The organism is Microbispora amethystogenes, from assembly GCF_016863015.1.
Lineage (GTDB): Bacteria > Actinomycetota > Actinomycetes > Streptosporangiales > Streptosporangiaceae > Microbispora > Microbispora amethystogenes.
Map to the genome: position 1 here is coordinate 54,633 of NZ_BOOB01000058.1, position 20,803 is coordinate 75,435.

A 20,803-nucleotide genomic window follows, 5' to 3' on the forward strand; every position below is an offset into this window, starting at 1 on the left:
GTCATGTCCCGCCGTGTCATGTCCCGCCGGCCAGCACGAACGGCAGGCGGCCCGACCAGACCCTGCTCACGGCCCACCGGCGGTCGCTGACCGCGCGGAAACGGCGGCCGAGCACCTCGCGCAGGTCGAGCGCGATCGGACGCTGCCGGAGGATCCCGGCCACCCGTCCGTCCCTGATCAGGAACCCGAGCCGCAGCCTGCCCTCGACGACCGGTGAGAGGCCGGCGCGCTGGTGCCCGCCCATCAGCGACTCGACGAGCACCCCCTCGCGTACGCCGGCCAGCAGGTCGTCGAAGGAGCCGACGCCGGCCGGTCCGGCGGACAGCGTCGCGCCGTTGAGCACGGGCGTGGCGGGCTTGAGCACCGTACGGCGCAGCGCGTTGCCCCGGAACCCGTGCCCGGTAGGCGCCGTCCCGCACGCGGCCGCCGTACGGACGCTGTGGTAGGCCCGGACCGGGACACCCCGCTCGACCAGCGTGAGGGGCGCGCACGGCACGCCGTCGTCGTCGCTGCCCGGCCAGGCCAGCCCACCGGTGCCCTCGTCGTCCGGCACGGCCGGTTCCGAGGGGTGGTCGCGCAGACAGATCGAGGGGTGCAGGAACGGCTCGCCCAGATGCCCGGCGACGAACGAGCGGCCCGCGGTGACGGCGGTGCCGTTCAACGCGGTGACCAGCGGGGTGAGCAGGGTGTGCACCGCTGACGGCGCGAGCAGCACGTCGTGGTCGCCGGACGGCGCGTCGGCGGCGGGCAGCCCGTCCCAGCCGGCCGCGGCCTCCAGCCACGCGGAGAGCGCGGCGGGCAGCTCCGGCGTCCGGGTCCAGCCGGTCCAGGGCAGCTGGACGGCCGATCCCTCCGCCAGCGCGGCGACGTGGAAGAACCGGTCCGAGGTCGTGGTGCGCCCGTCCGGGGCCGCGCGGTGCACCGCCTGTTCGGTCCGGGTCACCGTGCCGTGCACGGTCAGCCCGGCCCGGCATTGCAACGCGCCCAGCCGCTCGGCCAGGAGCCGTACGGACCGGGTTCCCTCGTCCACGGCGGACGTGCCGGTGGCTTCGGGGGCGGCGGTCCTCCCGACGACCGGGTCGGGTGACGCCGGGGGCCCGTGCGCCGCGTTCCGTACGGCCTCGCCGACCAGCCCGTGCACGTCGTCGAGGCGGGTCGTGGTGGCCGTGCCCACCCGGCCGCGGTGGTGCACCCGCAGGCACAGCGCCGTCTCGTGCGCGGACCTGACCAGGTCGGGCACGCCCGAGCCGACCTCCACCACGGTGTCGTCACGCTCGACGGCCATGATCTCCCAGTGGTCGGCGCGGGCCGCGGCCTCGGCTCCGACCTGTTCCAGCCGGTCAGCCAGAGGTGACACGGATGCCTCGCAATCGCAGTGCGGGGGCCCACGAGCTGACCGGCAGCGGGTTCTGGCCCTGCTTGCCACAGCTCGCCGAGGTGTCGCCGCGCCACTGCTCCCGGCCGATCGCGTCGATGGCCGCGAAGGCGCCGAGCACGTCGCCGGACAGCACCACGCCTCTGACCCGGCCGCGGACCTCGCCGTCGCGGATCTCCCGGCACTCCGCCGGCAGGAAGGTGAAGCCGGCGCGGTCGGTCTGCCCGCCGAGCACGCCACGGGCCAGCAGCCCGCGCGCCACCCCGCCGATCATCTCCTCCTCGGACGCGGCGCCGGGGGCGATGGCGATCGTCCGCAGCCGGGGCAGCGGCGGGTGGCGGAAGTTCAGGGCCCTGGCGTTGCCGGTGGGCTCCTCACGGAAGGCCGCCGCGGTGGAGCGGTCGTGCAGCCGGGGCCGGGTGACGACGCCCTCGCGCAGCAGCTCCACCGGGGTCCCCGCCGTGCCCTCGTCGTCCACCGGTACGAAGCCCCGCGCGCCGGGACGCCCGGGGTGGTCGACGATCGTCAGCATGGACGGGCCGACCCGGTGGCCGGGGGCCAGGGACCGTTGCAGGCGCGCGTCCCCGAGGTGGTGGTCGGCCTCGGCGAGATGCCCGATCGTCTCGTGGGCCCAGATGCCGGCCAGCGGGCCGTCGCAGACCACGTCGTACTCCCCGGGCGCCACGACGGGGGCGGCGCGCAGGTCCACGGCGGTCGCGACGGCGGCCTCGACCTCCGGGGCGAGGCCCCGCACCACGGAGAAGTCGCCGCCGCTGCCCGCCGACACCGATCCGGCGGTCCTCGCGGCGCCGCCGTCGGCGTAGACGGTGATCTGCAGCGTCAGGTCCCTGCGCCGGTAGGAGACGCCGGTCCCCTCGCTGGTGAACAGCTCCACGTCGGCGACCGACTCGCGGTAGTAGACCAGCGCCCCGGTCACGCCCGGATGCGCCGCCAGCGCCGCCGCGTGGTAGCCGCCGAGCAGTTCCGCCTTCTCCGCCAGGCCGACCGTCTCGGCGAGCTCACCGGTCTCGCCGGGACGGTCGTCGTCCCGGTAGGGCCGGTGTGCGGCGAGACGTCCCGCCGCACACCCCAGCTCGACGGCGTCGCGCGCGGCCCTCCGCAGCACCGGCCCGGCGTCCACGGCGGTGCTCGACGCGAACGCCGACCCCGACCCGCCGATCACCCGGGCGCAGCACCCCTCGTCACGGCTGGTCACGCTGCTTTCCAGGCCGTCGCCGCGCCACACCAGGTCGACGGTCCTGGCGCGTTCGACGCGTACCTCGGCGTAGTCGCCGGCCCGGAGGCCGGCGTCCCGGAAGAGCGCGGGCGAGGCGCCGGTCAGCAGCACGGTTGCGCGGGGCTGTCGTCCCGGTAGGCGAAGATCATGGCGCTGGTGACCTGCGCGCCGTCGCGGTACGGGACGAGCCCGTCGCTGCGCATGTCCACGCTGCCGAAGCCCGCGCCGAGCACCAGGTCGCGGTACTGGCTCTCGGTCATGCCCACCACGCACCGGGCGAAGTCCTCCGCGCCGGCGGACTCGCCGGCCGCCACGTCCGCCGGGGGCGGGCCGTCGTCGGAGTACACGACGTCGGAGATCACCGCCACCCCGCCCGGGCGCAGGACGGCCGCGACCGCGTGGAGCACCTCCTTCTTGTCGGGGAACATGCCGAGGACGCAGTTGCTCATCACCACGTCGACGCTGGCCTCGCGCACCGGCGGGCGCCGGATGTCACCGACCCGCACGTCGATGTTCTTGAGCCCCATCTCCTTGGCCGCGCGGCGAGCCGTCCTGACCATCTGCATCGACGCGTCGACGCCGATGACCCGGCCCGTCTCCCCCACCCGGCGCGCGGCGATCAGCAGATCGAGGCCGGCTCCGCAGCCGAAGTCCACGACCGTCTGCCCGGGCCGCAGGCCGATCGCGTTCATGGGCGAGCCGCAGCCGCTGGACAGCTCCAGGACCCAGTCGGGGATCTCGGCGAGCTCCTCCGGCGTGTACACCGACGTGGGAGAGCAGCACAGCGTGCTGGTGCCCTGCACCGCGAGCGCGTCGTAGCGCTTCTTCACGTGCGTCTCGACGGGAACGGGGCCCTGGTCGGCCAGGGCCGCTTCCGGGGCCGCGCAGCAGCCCGACGCCTGGTCCGCGGTCTGCGGGGCGCACCCGCAGGCGTCCGGCTCGGTGAGCGTCTCGGCGGCCGTCCGCGGGCGGATCAGCTCATCCAGGGAAACGAACCCACGCGTGTCATCTGCTCCCACGTTCCCTCTTCTCCTTCCGGTCGGTTCGCGTGCTCCTGCTGCCGGCGCAGCGCCATGGGCAGCAGGTAGGCCAGCTGGGTCTCGACACGCGTCGTGATGCTGGACACCTTCGGGCAGTAGCAGGTGTTGAAGTCGCCGCCGTTGGCCGCCCACGCCTTGATGGGGCAGCCGCCGCCCCCGCAGAACAGCTTCACGTTGCAGTCGCGGCACATGGGCACGGTGTCCACGTGGCGGTGCCGCCAGGGGTCCCGGTAGCCGGCCGCGTAACTGAACTCGGGGTAGAACGTCCCGCAGGCGTGCTGGGGACGGCCCACGGTCTCCGGGCAGCCGTAGATCTTGCCGTAGGGGTCGAAGGCGACGACGCTCGTGCCGGCGCTGCACCCCTGGAGGTTGGGCCGCAGCCGGTCGCCCTCCAGGACGGCCGACCTGATGCGGGCCAGGTCGGGCTGCAGCATGCGGTCCACCAGGGGGTTCTGCTTGACCATGCTCCAGAAGGCCTCCTGGAGCCCGGCCTTGACGTCTCCCCGGACCATGCGCTTGCGCTTCTCCTCGGGGTGGTCGGGGGTGACGTACAGGAACGTGGTGGCCTTGGTGAAGCCGTTGAACAGGCGGATCTTCGGGTGGTCGAGCCACCCCTTGGCCTGCGCGAACTCCGCGAAGCGCGGCATGTCGTCCACGCTGTCCTCGTCGACCAGCACCCGGATCAGCACGCGGATGCCGGCCTCCGCGGCCACGTCGATGCTGCGCTCGATGAGCTCGAACGTCGGCTTGCCGTTGCGGAACACCCGCCGGGTGTCGTGGGTCCTCGGCGTGCCGTCCAGGCTGACCTGGACCTCCTCGCAGCCGTACTTGAGCAGCATCGGCACGTACGCGTCGAGCGCCACGCCGTTGGTGATCGCGGTGACCGGGTAGCCGCGGTCGTACGAGCCGCGCAGGATCTGCTCGACGGCGCCGCGCTGGTAGGCGGTGTCCAGCAGCGGTTCCCCGCCGAACAGGGTGATGTACGGCGGGCCGGAGTTCTGGTGCCGGTCCTGGATCTCCGGGATCGTGTCGAACGCGGCCTCGATCATCTCCTCGTCCATGCGCGGGCTCTTGGTGGTCAGCTCGCCCTCGAAGCAGTAGGGGCACGCCAGGTTGCACACGAACGACGGGATGAACATGAACTGGAACGGCGCTTCCTGGATCGCCTGGAAGTAGCCGTCGACGATGGCGCGGTAGCGCGCCTCCTCCTCGACCGGGTCGGTGCAGACGTATCCGCGTTCGAGCAGGCCGGCCACGAGCTCACGGTCGACGGCGGCGTCTCCGGCGCGGACCCGTTCCAGCACGGCGACCTCGGCGGGGGTGACGATGTCCATCGATCCGGACACCGCGTTGGCGAGGACGCTCACCTTGCCGCTCTCGTCGAGATAGGCAGGGTCCAGGGTGCCCTCGGGGAGCTCCACCGAGAAGGTGACGGTGTTCGGGCTCACAAGCATGGTGTGTCTCCCAGAAACGGGGTCCGTGGTGCCGCCGGGGGGTGGGTCGTGGGGTGGGTGAGGGGGTGGGCCGGGAGTCGGAGGGCGCGACAGGGGATACCTGTGTCGTACGGTCCGCCGGCCACGGTCACTCGCAGCCGTCGGGGTCGTTGGCCATGATGCTGGTCACGACGTCGAGGTTCTTCCGGCCGCGCATGGCGGTGCAGCAGTCGGTCTGCTTCTCGGACACTTCGGCGTTCTCGATCATGGAAATGGCGATCATAGGTATCACCTCCTCCACTGTGATCTCTGCCGCGCTCTCCGGCCCGCTCCCCGCCGCTGCGCGGCGGAGAGAGTCGTTGGTGGGGCGCGTGCCCCAGGTGGCGGGTCACCGCAGGACCTCCCGCACGATGAGCACCGCGACGGTGATCAGGCCCTCACCGATGATCAGTCCGGAGGCGACGATCTCGGTGCCGCTGCGCCGACCGGAGTTGCGGCGGGTGAGCAGCCACTGGGTCAGGCCTCCGGCGGCGAGGGTCAGCGAGTAGGCGGGGGGAAGCAGCACCCCGAGGCCGATCATCGTGGGCATGGCCGAGGTGAAGGCCAGGCCCAGGCCCACCGGGCCCGAGACGGCCAGCGCGAGGGCGATGGCGCCGGGGTATTCGGCCGATCCCCGTACGGTGGCGTCCACGAACTGGACCGCGGTGGCCACGGGGGCGGGGAAGGAACGTCCTCCGAGCACGCCCGCGCGGGTGAGCACCGCGATCACCAGGACGCCGACCACGGCGCCGGCCAGGCCGCCCGCCAGCTGCGTCCAGCCCGTCAGCCGCCTGGGCGGCTCCGGCAGGCCCTCGGGACGCTCGTGCGCGACCTTGACCGAGTAGGTGAAGTAGACCGCGGCGAGGGCCGCGCAGCAGATCGTCGACGCCATGAGCAACGCCGCCGTCTGGTCGGCGCCCGATATGGCGAAGGCCACGACGCTGAAGTAGAGCGCCGGGGACAACGGCACCAGCCCGATCTCGCCGCCGGCCCGGGTGAGGAACACGGTCATCACGGCGAGCAGCACGACGCCGAGCAGGCCGTAGCCGAGGTAGCGCAGAAGGGACGGGTACGCCAGCGCCAGGAGCCCCGTTCCCACGAGGACCGCGACGGCGAGCCACCGCGTACGGCCCGGGAGCAGGCGGCCCCCCTGGAGGGAGCGCGCCAGCGGGCCGCGGACCCGGGCGATCGAGGCGACGGAGTAGCCGAGGATGAGGCCGACGCCGGCGGCGAGCACCCAGGGATAGGACAGATGGTCGGTGTAGGCCACCGGCCGGCCCGCCGTGCCGTCCTGGACCGCCCACACGACGACGCTGTACGCCGCGCCCGCCGCCAGCCAGGCGCACGCGCGCGGGCCGATGAGGAACCCGACGCCGTACAGCAGCGGCGAGAGCGCCAGGGCCAGATGGGTGCCCGTGACCTCCGGCGTGACGTCGTGGCCCCACAGGGCGACCCCCAGGGCCGACGCGGCGCCCACCCCGGCGGCGATGGGGAGCATGCGGCCGAGCCGGTCGCCCTCCCCGTCCTTCGGGGCGCTGAGCGACGCCATCAGGGTGATGGCCGGCTTCAGGGTCGGGTAGGGCAGCCTCTCGGCGACCACCAGCGTCCGCGCGACGAGCCCGCCGAGGAAGATCCCCAGCGCGTTCGCGGCCATCGCCAGCACCACCAGGAAGCCCCAGGCCGGCAGCTCGCCGGCCCGCAGGACGACGGCCCCGATGCCGGTGTCCAGCGCGGCCGTGGCCATGTATCCGCTGGACGCGATGGAGAAGACGACGAAGAGGCCCTGCCAGCTGAGCGCCCCCGCCACCCGGAGCAGCGCCGCGCCCAGCGCGGCCACCAGCGCCGACCCTCCGAAGGACGTGCCCGTACGGAACAGGACCAGCACGTTGAGGACGCACAGCAGCACGCCGATGGCCAGGCCGATGAGCGTGGCCCAGACGTACGATCCCCGCCAGCCGGCGGGGGCGTCCATAGCCAGGGCCGCGGGCGACGTGGTGGAGGATGACGTGGTGGAGGATGCGGTGCGCTCCTTTCCTCCCACGAAGCGCCCCCCATCTCGACCAGATGAACTACATTGATAACTATCGATGTAGCCGACGGATGCACATTAAATTGGACCGACGGCAATGGTCAAGGGTCTTGACAGCACTGCTTATTCATGCAGATAGCCTGCGTTACGCGAACATGACGATACGTTTCGGAATTACGCCGTGCACATGCCGGCCAATCGCGTGGGGTCACAGCGTGCGATCGGCGAGCAGGGGATCGGCGTCCGCCTGTCCGGCCGGCAGCGCGCCCGGGTTGCGCCCGTACAGCCCGGCGACCAGGGCGAGACCGATCACGCCGCCGACCACCTGGGCGACGACGAACCCCGGCACCGAGGACGGGGCGATCCCGGCGAAGGTGTCGGAGAAAGCGCGGCCGACGGTCACGGCCGGGTTCGCGAAGCTGGTCGACGAGGTGAACCAGTAGGCGGCGCCGATGTAGGAGGCGACCGCGACCGGCGCCAGGCGGGCGTTCTCCGCGCGGACCAGCAGGAAGATGACGAGCACCAGCCCCGCCGTGGCGACCGCCTCGCCGATCAGGAGATGCCCGGCGGAGCGGTTATGGGTGGACCAGGAGACGGCAGCCCTGCCGAACATCGCGTTGGCCAGCACGGCCCCGCTGACGGCGCCGGCGATCTGGGCGGCGACGTAGACCCCCACATCGGAGAGGGAAAGCTCGCGGTGCGCCCACCAGTCGGCCAGCGTGACCACCGGGTTGAAGTGCGCCCCCGAGATCGGGCCGAGGACGAGGATCAGCACCCCGAGCCCGAAGACCGTCGCCGTCGAGTTCTCCAGCAGCTGGAGCCCCACATCATCGGGCGAAAGCTCCTGCGCCATGATCCCCGACCCGACCACCACCGTCACCAGCAGCAGCGTGCCCACATACTCGGCCAGCGCCCGGCGGGGCAACGCCGGGCTCACCAAAGGTCACCGATCCGGTCGAGACGGACTGACGAGTCACGCACGTTGAGGCCTCCCCTTGACATGACACACCCCATGACGCCCTGTCGTACGGCACCCGCCGGCCTCCCGGCGACGACTGCAAGCGCCTCTTTCAGTCCCATCCGAATCGATATTGACAGATATCAATGCAATTTGGTAGCGGCACTTACCAGGAGGTTTTCCCCAGATCCCTTCCCGCGCGCCCAGTCATGACAACGCACTTCCAGGCAGTCCCAAATTAGGAATTCGGTCATCAATACGGGAGATCCCAGTGCCGACGGCAACCGCTCAACACCGGCGCGGCCGGAGACAGCCCCATGCTTTGTTTCATCACGCCACCACGAGCCACCCCAAAGCGGTGGTGTCGCCGCGCCAGTCTCCCGGATGAGATCAGTCAAGGATGCCCCCACGCGGCAGTAGCCGGCCTCCGCACCCTCGACACCCGCCATACCACTTTTTGTATAATCAGCAGGTGAGCGCACTTTGGCGGATCGAGATCGAGGCAGAGGTCCGACAGTGGCTGGAGATACTCACCGACCGGCACTAAGACAAGGCCGAGCGGGCCGTCGACATGCTCGCCTCCCAGGCGACCACCCTCGGCGAGCCGTACTCACGCCACCTCGGCGGCAAGGTCCGTGAACTGCGCTTCGTTCTGGACGGCAACGCCATCCGCATCACCTACTGGCTCGCCCCCGACCAGCGCATCGTGCTCCTCACCGTGTTCCGCAAAACCCGGCAACGGGAGGATGCGGAGATCGAACGGGCACGGCAAGCACAGAAACTATGCGAAGCCGAGCACGGCCCCGCCGAACACGTCTACGACCGGACCAAGGAGGACAGGCCGTGAACCACTCTCAGTGGAAGACCCGGCGGACCAGGAAGCTCTTGGGCGAGACGGTCGAGGAGTCCCCCGCTTACGTGGAAGCGGGCCAGGCCCTGGCGCTCGGCCAGGCCGTCTACAACCGCCGCACCGCCCTCGGCCTCTCCCAGGCCGAACTCGCTCACCGCGCCGGCATGACCCAACCCCAGATCTCCAACATCGAAGGCGGCGACTCCGTACCCACACTGCCTCTGCTGACCCGGCTCGCGAGCGCTCTGGACGCCTCCCTGACCATCCGGCTGGACGACAACGGCTCTGCCTTCGTCTTCACGCCCCACCACGACCCCCGGCCTGGCGAGTCAACCACCGGAGGCCACACCTCGGCAGCGTGAACCGGAGGATGGTGGCCTGCTTCTCCATCGGGTTGTAGCCAATGGGATCGAGCTCATTCGCCGGCGGACGGTGGCAGGGTCAGCGGCGGAGGAGAGTGCCGCGGGTGGCTGTGGAGAGGGCGACGGCGAGTACGGCGGAGACGGTGGCGGCCGTCCAGAGCGGCGTGTGGTCCGGGCCGACGACGCCGGTGTAGCTGTAGGTGGCGTTGAAGGCCGCGTGGAACAGGGCGGCGACGAGCACGCTGCCCCCGGCGGCGTTCACCAGGGCACCGATGAGGACGGTGGTGCCGGTGGTCAACAGCAGGAAGCCGGCGAACGGCAGGCCGTTGTCGCTCTCACCGGGCACGTGCAGCAGGGGGTAGTGCCACACGGACCAGACGACACCGAGGAGCAGGTTCGCCCAGGCGGGGCGCATCCGGGCCTGGAGCCGGGGCAGCAGCAGCCCGCGCCAGCCGGCCTCCTCGGTCAGCAGGTACAGGCCGACGCCGTACCCGAGGTAGGCGAGCGCCGACGGCAGGCTCATCATCGCACCGAGGTGCGGCCGGTGGCCGAGGGCGGCGGCGAGCGCCACGGCCGCCGTCGCCACGACGACGGGCATGGCCGGCGCCGCCAGGTACGTGACCGGCGGCACCCGCCAGACGACGAGGCGGCAGCCGAGGTCGAGCAGGGCCGGGCGGCCGCCGATCAGCGCGGTGACCAGGACGACGGACGGCGTGAGCACCCACAGCGCCAGGCCCTGCAGCAGCCGCCATCCGATGAGGCCGTGCGCCTGGGCGATGGCCGATCCCCAGACCAGCCACGGCAGCGCGAACATGGCGGCGCCGGCGGCGATCAGGTGGCCGGTGCGGGCGGTGCGGGCCACCACGGAGCCGGTCTCCGCGCCGCCATGCCGTACGGATTGACCCGCTCCGGCCCCTCGCTCCATCCGTGGGTGGAGGACGCCCGGCCCGCGTGCGGCGCGAGTGGAGAACGCGGAGCTCCCGATTGCGGCGTGCCCGAATTACGTGAAACCGCCGTGAAAGTGACCTTCCCTACCTTGATCGTGATCAGCACCGATGCCGCCCGCGGCCGGTGTCCGAGTTGCCCGTGAGGTGAAGGTGACTTTCCGCCCACGATCCCGCCCGCGATCCCGCCCGCTCTCCCGAAACGAAGACGACGGCAGGCGACGACGGCGGTGGCTCGCCGCCGCGCTCGCCGTACCGGCACTGCTCGTCACGTTCGCGCACGCCCTCGCCCTGCCCGCGGCGGCCGGCCCGGCCGCCGCGCCGGGCATCGTCGCCCAGGACGGTTATCCCGACCCCGAGCCGCTCCCCGGAGAGGACGCCACGGCCATCCGGCAGGCGAAGGACACCGGGCAACCAGTCGAGATCATGTCGCAGCGTACGGAGACCACCCAGGTGTTCGCCGAGCCCGACGGCAACCAGCGCATGGTCGCGAGCCTCTGGCCGAGCCGGGTGAAGAAGGGGGACACCTGGGCCACGGTCGACCTCAGCCTGATGTGGCGGGGAGACGGCACGCTCGGGCCCTACTCCGCACCCGTGGACATGACGTTCTCCGGCGGCGGCGACGGGCCGCTGGTCCGGATCGTCAAGGACGGCGTCACGCTCACCTACACCTGGCCGGCGCCGCTGCCGAAGCCCCTGCCGCTCTACGAGACCGCCACCTACGAGGAGGTGTTCCCGGGGGTCGACCTCAAGCTGACGGCCGGCCTCGACGGCTTCTCGCAGGTGCTGGTCGTGAAGACCCCGGAGGCGGCGCGCGATCCGCGGCTGGCCGAGTTCCGGATGAAGGTCCAGGTCAGCGGGGGCACGCTGAGCCTCGACCCGACCGGCAACGCCACCGTGCGCGACCCGGGCGGGAAGGTCGTCCTGCACGGCAGCGCCCCGCAGATGTGGGACTCCTCCGGCACGGAGGAGACGGAGGACGGCGGCAGAGGCCGTCTCGTCGGCCCGCTGACCGGGGACGCGATCGGCACGGTCGCCGCCCGGCTCGACGCCGACGCGCTGGTGCTCACCCCCGACCAGGCCTTCCTGCGGACACCCGGCCTGACCTACCCGGTCTACGTCGACCCGCCGATGTACGGCGCCGGGCGGCTCGCCTTCGCCTACGTCTCCAAGCACTTCGCCTCGACGAAGTACTACGGCACCAGCGACGTGGCCAAGGTCGGCTACTACAACGACCCGTACGTGCCGTCCGGGCCCACGGTCGACACCTACCGGTCGTTCTTCCGGATGAACACCTCGCCGGTGAACGGCAAGCACATCGTCAAGGCCACCTTCCGCGCCTACGAGACGTACTCGTGGTCGTGCTCGGCCCGCGAGGTGCAGCTCTGGCTCACCGGCTCGATCGGCACCGGCACCACCTGGAACGCGCAGCCCGCCTGGAAGCGCAAGATCGCCTCGGCCAGCGTCGCGAAGGGCTACAGCTCGAGTTGCGGCGCCGGAGGCGTCGACTTCGACGCCACGTCGGCCGTGACGGAGGCGGCGTCGAAGAACTGGGCGAACCTCACCCTCGGCCTGCGCGCGGCGAGCGAGAGCGACAAGTACGGCTGGAAGAAGTTCCGCAACAACCCCTCCATCGAGATCACCTACAACACCACCCCCAACGTGCCCGACCAGCTCTCCACCCAGGTCGGCGCCAGCGCGTACGTGCCCTGCGCCACCGGGACGGCCGCGCCGTACGTCACGACGCTCACACCGACGCTGCGGGCGAGGGTGACCGACGCCGACGGCGCGAAGGGCCAGACCGTGCGCGCCCACTTCGAGTGGTACGCGACCGGCGGGGCGAAGCTCGGTGAGCGCATCACGTCCTACGTCGCCTCCGGCACGCCCGTCACCGCTCCGCTCACGGTCACCGACGGGGCGAAGATCAGCTGGCGGGTGCGGGCCCAGGACGGCGTCGCCACCAGCGGCACCAGCGGCTGGTCGGGCTGGTGCGACATGATCGTCGACCGGACTCGGCCCTCCGTGGCGCCCGGCGTGGCCTCCACGGACTATCCCGAGACGCCCTCGGGAGGCGACCCGGTCCCCGGCGGCGGCGTCGGCCGGATGGGCGTCTTCCGGCTCACTCCCGGGACGGTGACGGACGCCGGTGGCTACCTCTACGCGCTGAACAGCGACGACCCGGGGACGGCGACGGCCGTGAACGCCGCGGCGGACGGCACCGCGACCGTGAAGGTGACCCCGCCCCGTGACCTGCTCAACGTGCTGTACGTGTGGATCCGCGACAAGGCGGGCAACATCGGCCCGTACAAGCGGTACGAGTTCAGCGTGCGGCGGGCGACCTCGCCGGTGGCGATCTGGACGCTCGACGAGACCTCCGGCACCGTGGCCGGCGACTCCTCGGGCAACGGCTACCAGGCCACGCTGACCACCGGCGCCACCCGCACCCCCGGCCGCGTCTCCGGCGCCGTACGGCTCGACGGCGTCCAGGGCACGATCACCCCGTCGAAGCCGGACGGGATCATCCGCACCGACCGGAACTTCAGCGTGGCGGCCTGGGTGCGGCTCACCGACAAGAACTCCTATCGCACGGTGCTCAGCCAGGACGGCGTGAACCGCGCCGGCTTCTCCCTGCAGTACCACATCGGCAGTGACCGGTGGGCGATGGCGATGGGCTCCGCGGACAGCGTCGCCTCGCCGACGTACTACCACGCCAAGTCCGACGCGGCGCCGGTGACCGGACGGTGGACGCACCTCGCGGCGTCCTTCGACGCGGCGACCGGGCGGCTGCGCCTCTTCGTGGACGGCAGGCCGCAGAGCACGACGGCCGTGCAGCCCACCCCGTGGAACGCCGCGGGCAGGTTCGTGATCGGCCGGGCCCTCGGCGGGTCGGAACAGTGGGCCGGCGACGTCGACGACGTGCGGGTCTGGGACCGGGTGGTCTACGACAAGGAGGTCGGCGACCTGGCCAACCGTCCGGTGAAGCTGGAGGGCCACTGGAAACTCGACGAGACCTCCGGCACCGTCGCCCGCGACTCCTCGGGCAAGCCGAGCGACCTCGTCCGGGACGCCGACGCCACCGGCGCCTGCACCTGGACCGGCGGATGGGTGGGCGGCGCGGCCGGCTTCGGCGCGGCCGGGTGCCTGATCCGCACCAAGGCGCCGCTGCAGTCCGGCGCGGGTCCGCTGCTGCGCACCGACGGCTCCTTCACCGTCGCCGCGTGGGTGCGGCTGACCGACAAGGCCGACTACCGCACCGCGGTGAGCATGGACGGCGTCAGCCGCAGCGGCTTCTACCTGCAGTACGACAAGGCGCAGGACCGCTGGCGGTTCAACATGCCGACGGCCGACTCCACCTCCGCCGTCTACACCGGCCCCTTCTCGACCGACCCCGCCGAGACCGGGGTGTGGACGCACCTCGCAGGCGTCTACGACCGGGCGAACAACCAGCTCAGGCTGTACGTCGACGGCAACCTCGAAGGCACCACGTCGTTCACCACGCCCTGGCAGACGAAGGACGCGCTGACCATCGGACAGGCGATCAACGGCTGGAACAAGTGGGTCGGTGAGATCGACGACGTGCGCGCCTACACCGGTGTGCTCTCCGACGACGAGATCTACGAGCTCTCCCTGCAGTAAGTCCTTCCCCCCATCGCCGGCGAAGGGCGTTCCCGCGCCCTTCGCCGGCAGCCGGAGGTAGTCACCATGGATTTCCCCCAGTCACGATCTCGCGGCCTCCGCCGCCGAACCGCCGTCACCACCATCGCCGCCCTCGCGGCCTCCTTCCTGTACGCCCAGCCGGTGGCGGCCGCCGGCGACCGCTGGGATCCCCCCGACCCGCAGCGGGACCACCTGGTGGAGGGGACACCCGTCCCGGTGAAGGGCGGGGCGGCCGACCCCGCCGAGCGAAGCGCGCTGAAGGCCCCGCCCAAGGTGGTGTGGCCGCGGGCGGGCAGCGCGACGGCCGACCTCTCCGCCCTCCCCGCGCTTGCCGGAAAGCCGGCCGCACAGAATTCGGCCGCACAGAATCCGGCCGCCGTCCGGGACGCGGGGGCTCCGGACGCGCGGCCGGCCCTCGTCGGGTTGTCCGGCCTGCCGGTGCGGATCGGCCCCGGAAGGGGCGTCGCCGAGGCCGCGCGGGCGAGCGCCGCCACCCAGCCGTCCGCCGCTCAGCCGTCCTCCGCCCAGTCGTCCTCGGCTCAGTCATCCCCCGCTCAGCCGTCCGCGGCGGCGCCGGGGAAGGTCCGGGTCGACCTGCTGAACCCGGTCGCCTCGTCCCTGCCCGGTGACACCGGGGTGCGGCTGCGGGTGACCCGCGCCGACGGCGCCGCGCAGGCCGCGCCGGTCACTCTGGAGCTGGACTACTCGGGGTTCCGCGGCGCCTACGGCGGCGACTGGGCGGCCCGGCTGCGCCTGGTGGAACTGCCCGCCTGCGCCGCGACCGCCACCCCGGCCACCGGCCTGGCCTCTGTTCCCGCCGGGACCGGTGGCTGTCCCGCTCCCCGGCCGGTGCCGGGGACGAACGACGTCGCGCGGGGCACGCTCACCGCCGAGATCGGCGCGGCGCCCGCGTCGTCTGGGCCCGCCACGTCGTCCGCGCCCGCCGCCGACGCGGCCCGGGAGACGGCCGCGGGCGCGACCGGGAACGGCTCAGTGGCCGGCGCGTCCGCCTCGGGCGCCGGGCTCTACGCGCTGGCGGCCGCCCCCTCGGGCGGCACCGGCGACTACACCGCCACCCCGCTCTCCCCCAGCGCCGACTGGGAGGTGAGCCCGCAGTCGGGCGACTTCTCCTGGTCCTATCCGATGCGGGTGCCGCCGTCGCTGGGCGGCCCGGCGCCGGAGCTCGCCCTGGCCTACTCCTCCAGCGGCGTCGACGGGCGCACCGCGTCGACGAACAACCAGCCGAGCTGGGTGGGCGAGGGCTTCGACCTCAACCCCGGCGGCTTCATCGAGCGCAAGTACAAGTCCTGCGCGGACGACGGCGTCACCCCCAAGAACGGCGAGCTGTGCTGGGGCGGCGACAACGCCGTCGTGGTGCTCGGCGGCGGGGCCAACGAGCTCGTCCACGACGCGGCCACCGGCGCGTGGCGGCTGAAGAACGACGACGGGTCCCGGGTGGAGAAGCTCACCGGCGCCGTCAACGGGGACGACGGCGACGGCGACGGCGCCAAGGGCGAGCACTGGAAGATCACGCAGCCCGACGGCACCCAGTTCTTCTTCGGGCTGAACCGGTTGCCCGGCTGGGTCTCCGGCAAGCAGGAGACGGGGTCCACCTGGACGGTGCCCGTCTACGGCGACGACTCGGGCGAGCCCTGCCACAAGACGGCCTACGCCGACTCGTGGTGCCAGCAGGCCTACCGCTGGAACCTCGACCACGTCATCGACACCCACGGCAACACGATGAGCTTCTTCTACACGAAGGAGACCAACCACTACGGCCGCAACATGAAGGCCGCCGACGAGACGCCGTACACGGCGAGCGGTTACCTGGACCGCATCGAGTACGGCCAGCGCGCCGGGCAGGCGTACGCCAAGCTTCCCGTCGGGAAGGTCCTGTTCTCGGTGGACGAGCGGTGCGTCCGCACCCCCACGTTCGACTGCGCGCCCGCCAAGCTCACCAAGGCCAACGCCGCCTACTGGCCCGACGTGCCGGCCGACCTGCTGTGCGCCTCCGGCGCCGACTGCGCCAACCACGCGCCGGTCTTCTTCACCCGCAAGCGGCTGACCGCGGTGACCACCCAGGTGCTCAAGGACGGCGCGCTGACCGACGTCGACACCTGGACGCTGACCCAGTCCTTCCCCAAGCCCGGTGACAACATGAGCGCCGCGCTCTGGCTGGCGCGGATCCAGCACACCGGCAAGGTGGGCGGTGCCCTCAGCACGCCGCCGGTCGACTTCGACGGCGTGGAGATGCCCAACCGGGTCGACGCGCTCGAAGGCGTCGCACCGATGATGAAGTGGCGCATCCGCAGCGTGAACAACGAGACCGGCGGCCGGCTCACGGTCGTCTACTCCGACCCCCAGTGCACCCGCGCCTCCCTCCCCCAGCCGCACGCCAACGGCAGGCGCTGCTACCCGGTGTTCTGGACCCCGGAGGGCGCGACCGCCCCCGGCATCGACTGGTTCCACAAGTACGTCGCCGTGCAGACGCAGGAGGTCGACCTCACCGGCGGCTCGCCGATGGTCCGCACCGACTACGTCTACAAGGGCGACCCGGCCTGGGCGTACGACGACCTGGAGCTCGCCCCGGCCTCCCGCCGCACCTGGTCCGCGTGGCGCGGCTACGAGAAGGTGCAGGTCGTCACGGGCGAGGCGCCCGACCGCCGCACGGCCGTCGAGCACCTGTTCTTCCGCGGGCTGGACGGCGACAAGCAGCCGAGCGGCACCCGGAGCGTCCAGGTGACCGACTCCGAGGGAGGAAAGGTCACCGACCACTGGAGGCTGCAGGGCTTCGAGCGCGAGACCCGGCAGCTGGACGGGCCGGACGGCGCCGAGGTGTCCGCCACCGTCAACGACCCCTGGCTGCAGGGGCCGAACGCGACGGAGGGCTCCGATCAGGCCTACCGCCTCTCGGTGGCCAAGGTGCGCGGCCGCAGCAAGCTCAGCACCGGCGCGATCCGCCGGACCGAGACCCGCAACTCCTTCGACACGTACGGCTCGCTGACCTCGGTCGACGACCTGGGCGACATCGGGACCACCAGCGACGACCAGTGCCTCCGCAACACCTACGCCCGCAACACCGGCGCGTGGATCCTCAACGCGGTGGTCCGGAGCGAGAAGGTCGCGGTCGCCTGCGACACCACCCCCCGGCGGCCGGACGACGTCCTCGAAGACGTCCGGACGTACTACGACGGCGGGGCCTACGGCGCCGCGCCCACCAAGGGCGACGTGACCAGGACCGAGGACCTGCGCGGTTACGCGAACGGCCAGCCGGTCTACCAGCAGGCGGCGCGTGCCGTGTACGACGCGTACGGACGGAAGACAGAGAGCTACGACGCGGCCGACGCCAAGTCCACCACGTCGTACACCCCGGCGGCCGACGCGGCGCCGGTCAAGACGGTCGTCACCAACCCGCTCGGCCACACCGAGACCACCGCCCTGCGTCCCGAGTGGAGCGTGACGGCCGCCCAGGACGACGCGAACGGCCGGCACACAGAGCTGGCCTACGACCCGCTGGGACGGCTGGCCAAGGTGTGGCTGCCGGACCGGCCCACCGGTCAGAGCCCGAGCCAGGAGTTCACGTACACCATCGAGCAGGGCGCACCGGTGGCCGTCGCCACGAAGACCCTGAACAACGAGGGCGGCTACGACGTCTCCTACGAGATCTACGACGGCCTGCTGCGCACGCGGCAGAACCAGCAGCCGGCGCACGGCGGCGGGCGCCTGCTCAGCGACACCGTCTACAACACCCTCGGGCAGATCGCCAAGGTCAACGACGTGTACGCCAACGCCGACGCCCCCGGCCCGCTCATCCTCGGCGTGGCCGACAGCGCGGTCCCGGCGCAGACGGTCTACGCCTACGACGGGCTGGGCCGCACCACCGCCGAGATCCTCAAGGTGATGGGCGACGAGAAGTGGCGGACCACGACCGCCTACAACGGTGAACGGACGGACGTCGATCCCCCGGAGGGCTCGACCCCGACGACCACGATCGCCGACGCCCGGGGCCGGACGGTCGAACTGCGCCAGTACAAGGGCCCGTCGCCGGTCGGCGCGTACGACACCACCAGGTACGGGTACAGCCGCGGCGGGGAGCAGGACACGGTCACCGACCCCGCGGGCAACGTGTGGCGGACCACCCGCGACCTGCGCGGCCGGGTCGTCAGGACCGAGGACCCCGACCGGGGCACGACGGCCTACACCTACGACGACCTGGACCGGATCGCGACCAGCACCGACGCCGAGAACCGCACGCTGGCGTTCGAGTACGACGTGCTGGGCCGGCGCACCGCCGTCCACGCCGGGAAGACGACGCAGGACCCGACGATCGCGTCGTGGACGTACGACACGCTCCCCGACGGCACCTCCGTCAAGGGCATGCCCGTCTCCGCCACGCGCTGGAACGGGACGAACGCCTACGTCACGCGGGTCGACGCCTACGACTCCGCCTACCGGGCGACCGCGAACAGCTACGTCGTCCCGGCGTCGGAGGGCAGGCTCGCGGGGACGTACACCTTCAAGACCCGCTACAACCCCGACGGCACGGTCCAGTCGGTCACGTATCCGGAGGCCGGCAACCTGCCCGCCGAGACGGTGCGCACCACCTACACCGACCAGGCGATGCCGCTGCAGACCCGCAGCGGCCTCGGGACGTACGTCAACGACACGCTCTACAGCAAGAGCGGCGAGGCGCTGCAGGAACGCTGGGGTGAGGACGGCCGTCAGATCCTGAACGACTACACCTACGAGGAGGGCACCCGGCGGCTGCTGCGCCGGATCACCGACCGGCAGACCGACTCGAAGGTTCGGCAGGGCGACCTGAACTACGAGTACGACGAGTCGGGCAACCTCACCCGGATCGCCGACACGCCTCCGGCGGCCAACGCCGCCTCCGACATCCAGTGCTTCCGGTACGACCACCTGCGGCGGGTGTCGCACGCCTGGACCACCACCGGAGCCTGCACCACCACACCGGACGCGAACGGCGGCGTCACACCGAGCGGGGTCGGCGGCGCCACGCCGTACTGGAACTCCTACACCTACGACCTGACGGGCGCCCGGCAGACCGAGACCCGGCACGCCGTGAACGGAGCCACCGGCGACACCGTCAGCACCTTCAGCTATCCCGCCACCGGGCAGCCCCAGGCACACGCCCCGAAGCAGGTGAGCACGACCGGGCCGGGCGTCAACCGGACCGACGCCTACTTCTACGACAAGACCGGCAACACCACCACGCGCCGGGTCGGCTCCGCCGAGCAGACGCTGGAGTGGGACGCCGAGGGCCACCTCGCGAAGGTGACCGAGGCGGGCAGGACCACCTCGTTCATGTACGACGCCGAGGGCAACCGGCTCATCCGGCGCGACCCTTCGGGGACGGTGCTCTACCTCGGCGTGATGGAGGTGCGGGTCGACACCGGCTCCACCACTCCGAGCGCCACGCGCTACTACACCCACGGCGACCGGACGATCGCGGTCAGGGGCAACGACCAGCGGCTCACCTGGCTCGTCTCCGACCATCACGGCACGGCCGAGCTGGCGATCGACGCGGCCTCCCTGGAGGTCACCCGGCGGAGGTTCGACCCGTTCGGCAACCCCCGGGGCGAGCAACCCGGTTCCTGGCCCTCACAGCGGGCGTTCGTCGGCGGCACCGCCGACCTCTCCACCGGCCTCGTCCACCTCGGCGCCCGCGAATACCTGCCGAGTGAAGGACGGTTCCTGTCGGTGGACCCGGTGTTCGACTCCAACGAGCCGCAGAAGCTCAACGGGTACACCTACGCCGGCAACAACCCGGTCACCGAGAGCGACCCGGACGGCAACGACTGGGGCTGCATCCTCTGCGGTCTCCTGATCAGGGCGGTGACCGCGATCACCAGGGCGTTCATGGCGACCATGAAGGCCATCCGGGACGCGTGGCACCGCTTCGTCGACTACCAGAGAAGGCTGGTCGAGCGGGCCCGCGAGCGGGCGCGGCAACTGGCCGAGGAGGCGCGCAAGCGCGCGGCGGAGGCGCGCAGGAAGGCCGAGGAGCTACGGAGGAAGGCCCAGCAGGCCAGGGAGCGGGCCCAGCGGGCCGTGCGGAAGCAGACCTCACGCGCCTGCCGGACGCTGATCGTCGGCTGCGACGTGCGGCCGCTCCTGAACCGGAGCGGCCTCGGCAAACCGTTCAGCTGTTCCAGCTTCCCCGATCCCGGGAAGTGCAACGAGAGCACCCGCAAGTTCGGGCGAGCCGTGCACGAGCACCTCAAGGTCCAGGTGGGATACTGCGCGGGCCTCTGCGCGTCCCTCAGCTACCAGCGCGGGGTGGTCCAGCTCAGCGCCGGCCCCGGAGGGGCGGGAGTCGGCGGGGCCGTCCAGTGGGCGTCGGCGTCACCCGACGAACAGGGCCCGGTCGGCGCCTCGGTGTGCGGCGCGATCGTCATCCCGGTCGGCCCCTGCTACAGCGTCGGCCCCAAGGTCGACGAGAACGGCAACTGGAACGGCCTCCAGGACGCCAAGGGCATCGGCATAGCCGAGGGCGAGATCGAGCCCGCCGCGGAGTACAACGTGGTGACCTGGGACATCCCCAAGGGCCGGGCCGGGATCAAGGGGCCCGGAAGCCCGCTGCCGGGCCAGCTGCGGGACACCGTCTGCGACGCCTGGTGGGCGTGGCAGTGTTGATCGTGACGTCGTTGATCGTGCAGTCGTCGATCGTGTGGTCCAACCGAGGAGAGAGATGAACAGGATACGCAAGGCGGTGCTGGCCGCCGTCGCGACGGCGGCGCTGCTCGGCGGCCTCGCGGCCCCGGCCGCGGCGGCCGAGAACCCCTGCAAGACCGGGGCGTACGGCTGCGACAGCCACTGGATGGACCGGGGCGAGCCCGGGGGCGGCTGACGGATCTC

At 72.0% G+C, this 20,803-nt stretch carries 12 protein-coding genes and 1 pseudogene; 5 read left to right on the top strand and 8 right to left on the bottom strand.

Annotated elements, in window-relative coordinates:
* Positions 1-16: 16 nt before the first annotated feature.
* From Mam01_RS32195 to Mam01_RS32220, 7 genes are all read right to left on the bottom strand, one after another.
* The gene (locus Mam01_RS32195) at positions 17-1,357 is read right to left on the bottom strand and encodes a metallopeptidase TldD-related protein (RefSeq protein WP_204288945.1); all 1,341 of its coding nucleotides are present in this window, start codon (positions 1,355-1,357) and stop codon (positions 17-19) included.
* Positions 1,341-2,723, bottom strand: coding sequence for a TldD/PmbA family protein (locus Mam01_RS32200; protein WP_204288946.1), 1,383 nt, complete (start codon positions 2,721-2,723; stop codon positions 1,341-1,343). Before Mam01_RS32200 ends, Mam01_RS32195 begins: the two co-directional genes overlap by 17 nt.
* On the bottom strand, positions 2,714-3,631 hold the full coding sequence (locus Mam01_RS32205) for a methyltransferase domain-containing protein (protein ID WP_204288947.1): 918 nt from the start codon (positions 3,629-3,631) through the stop codon (positions 2,714-2,716). Before Mam01_RS32205 ends, Mam01_RS32200 begins: the two co-directional genes overlap by 10 nt.
* On the bottom strand, positions 3,586-5,106 hold the full coding sequence (locus tag Mam01_RS32210) for a radical SAM/SPASM domain-containing protein (RefSeq protein ID WP_204288948.1): 1,521 nt from the start codon (positions 5,104-5,106) through the stop codon (positions 3,586-3,588). Before Mam01_RS32210 ends, Mam01_RS32205 begins: the two co-directional genes overlap by 46 nt.
* Positions 5,107-5,233: 127 nt before the next feature.
* Complete coding sequence (locus tag Mam01_RS37470) at positions 5,234-5,368, bottom strand: hypothetical protein (RefSeq protein ID WP_259402773.1); 135 nt, start codon at positions 5,366-5,368, stop codon at positions 5,234-5,236.
* Positions 5,369-5,473: 105 nt separating this feature from the next.
* Complete coding sequence (locus Mam01_RS32215; protein WP_204288949.1) at positions 5,474-7,096, bottom strand: OPT/YSL family transporter; 1,623 nt, start codon at positions 7,094-7,096, stop codon at positions 5,474-5,476.
* Between the two features lie 265 nt (positions 7,097-7,361).
* The gene (locus Mam01_RS32220; protein WP_204288950.1) at positions 7,362-8,090 is read right to left on the bottom strand and encodes an MIP/aquaporin family protein; all 729 of its coding nucleotides are present in this window, start codon (positions 8,088-8,090) and stop codon (positions 7,362-7,364) included.
* Positions 8,091-8,679: 589 nt separating this feature from the next.
* Between Mam01_RS32220 and Mam01_RS32225 the strand changes: the two are divergent.
* A pseudogene (locus tag Mam01_RS32225) lies at positions 8,680-8,958 on the top strand (type II toxin-antitoxin system RelE/ParE family toxin); the annotation flags it as partial.
* Entirely contained in the window at positions 8,955-9,323 is a 369-nt protein-coding gene (locus Mam01_RS32230) for a helix-turn-helix domain-containing protein (RefSeq protein WP_239101786.1), read from the top strand. The pseudogene Mam01_RS32225 and the gene Mam01_RS32230, both read left to right, overlap by 4 nt.
* Before the next feature lie 79 nt (positions 9,324-9,402).
* Here the strand turns inward: Mam01_RS32230 and Mam01_RS32235 are convergent, their stop codons facing one another.
* The gene (locus tag Mam01_RS32235) at positions 9,403-10,188 is read right to left on the bottom strand and encodes a CPBP family intramembrane glutamic endopeptidase (RefSeq protein WP_204288953.1); all 786 of its coding nucleotides are present in this window, start codon (positions 10,186-10,188) and stop codon (positions 9,403-9,405) included.
* A 232-nt stretch (positions 10,189-10,420) separates the two neighbouring features.
* Here Mam01_RS32235 and Mam01_RS32240 point away from each other — a divergent pair, with 232 nt between their 5' ends.
* From Mam01_RS32240 to Mam01_RS32250, 3 genes are all read left to right on the top strand, one after another.
* Positions 10,421-13,903 (top strand): LamG-like jellyroll fold domain-containing protein, encoded by a 3,483-nt coding sequence (locus tag Mam01_RS32240; RefSeq protein ID WP_204288954.1) that lies wholly within the window; start codon positions 10,421-10,423, stop codon positions 13,901-13,903.
* A gap of 66 nt (positions 13,904-13,969) precedes the next feature.
* Positions 13,970-20,581, top strand: a complete 6,612-nt coding sequence (locus tag Mam01_RS32245; RefSeq protein WP_204288955.1) for an RHS repeat domain-containing protein — start codon at positions 13,970-13,972, stop codon at positions 20,579-20,581.
* A 55-nt stretch (positions 20,582-20,636) separates the two neighbouring features.
* Positions 20,637-20,795: a hypothetical protein gene (locus tag Mam01_RS32250; protein WP_204288956.1), complete on the top strand. Its 159-nt coding sequence runs from the start codon at positions 20,637-20,639 to the stop codon at positions 20,793-20,795.
* Positions 20,796-20,803: the final 8 nt, after the last annotated feature.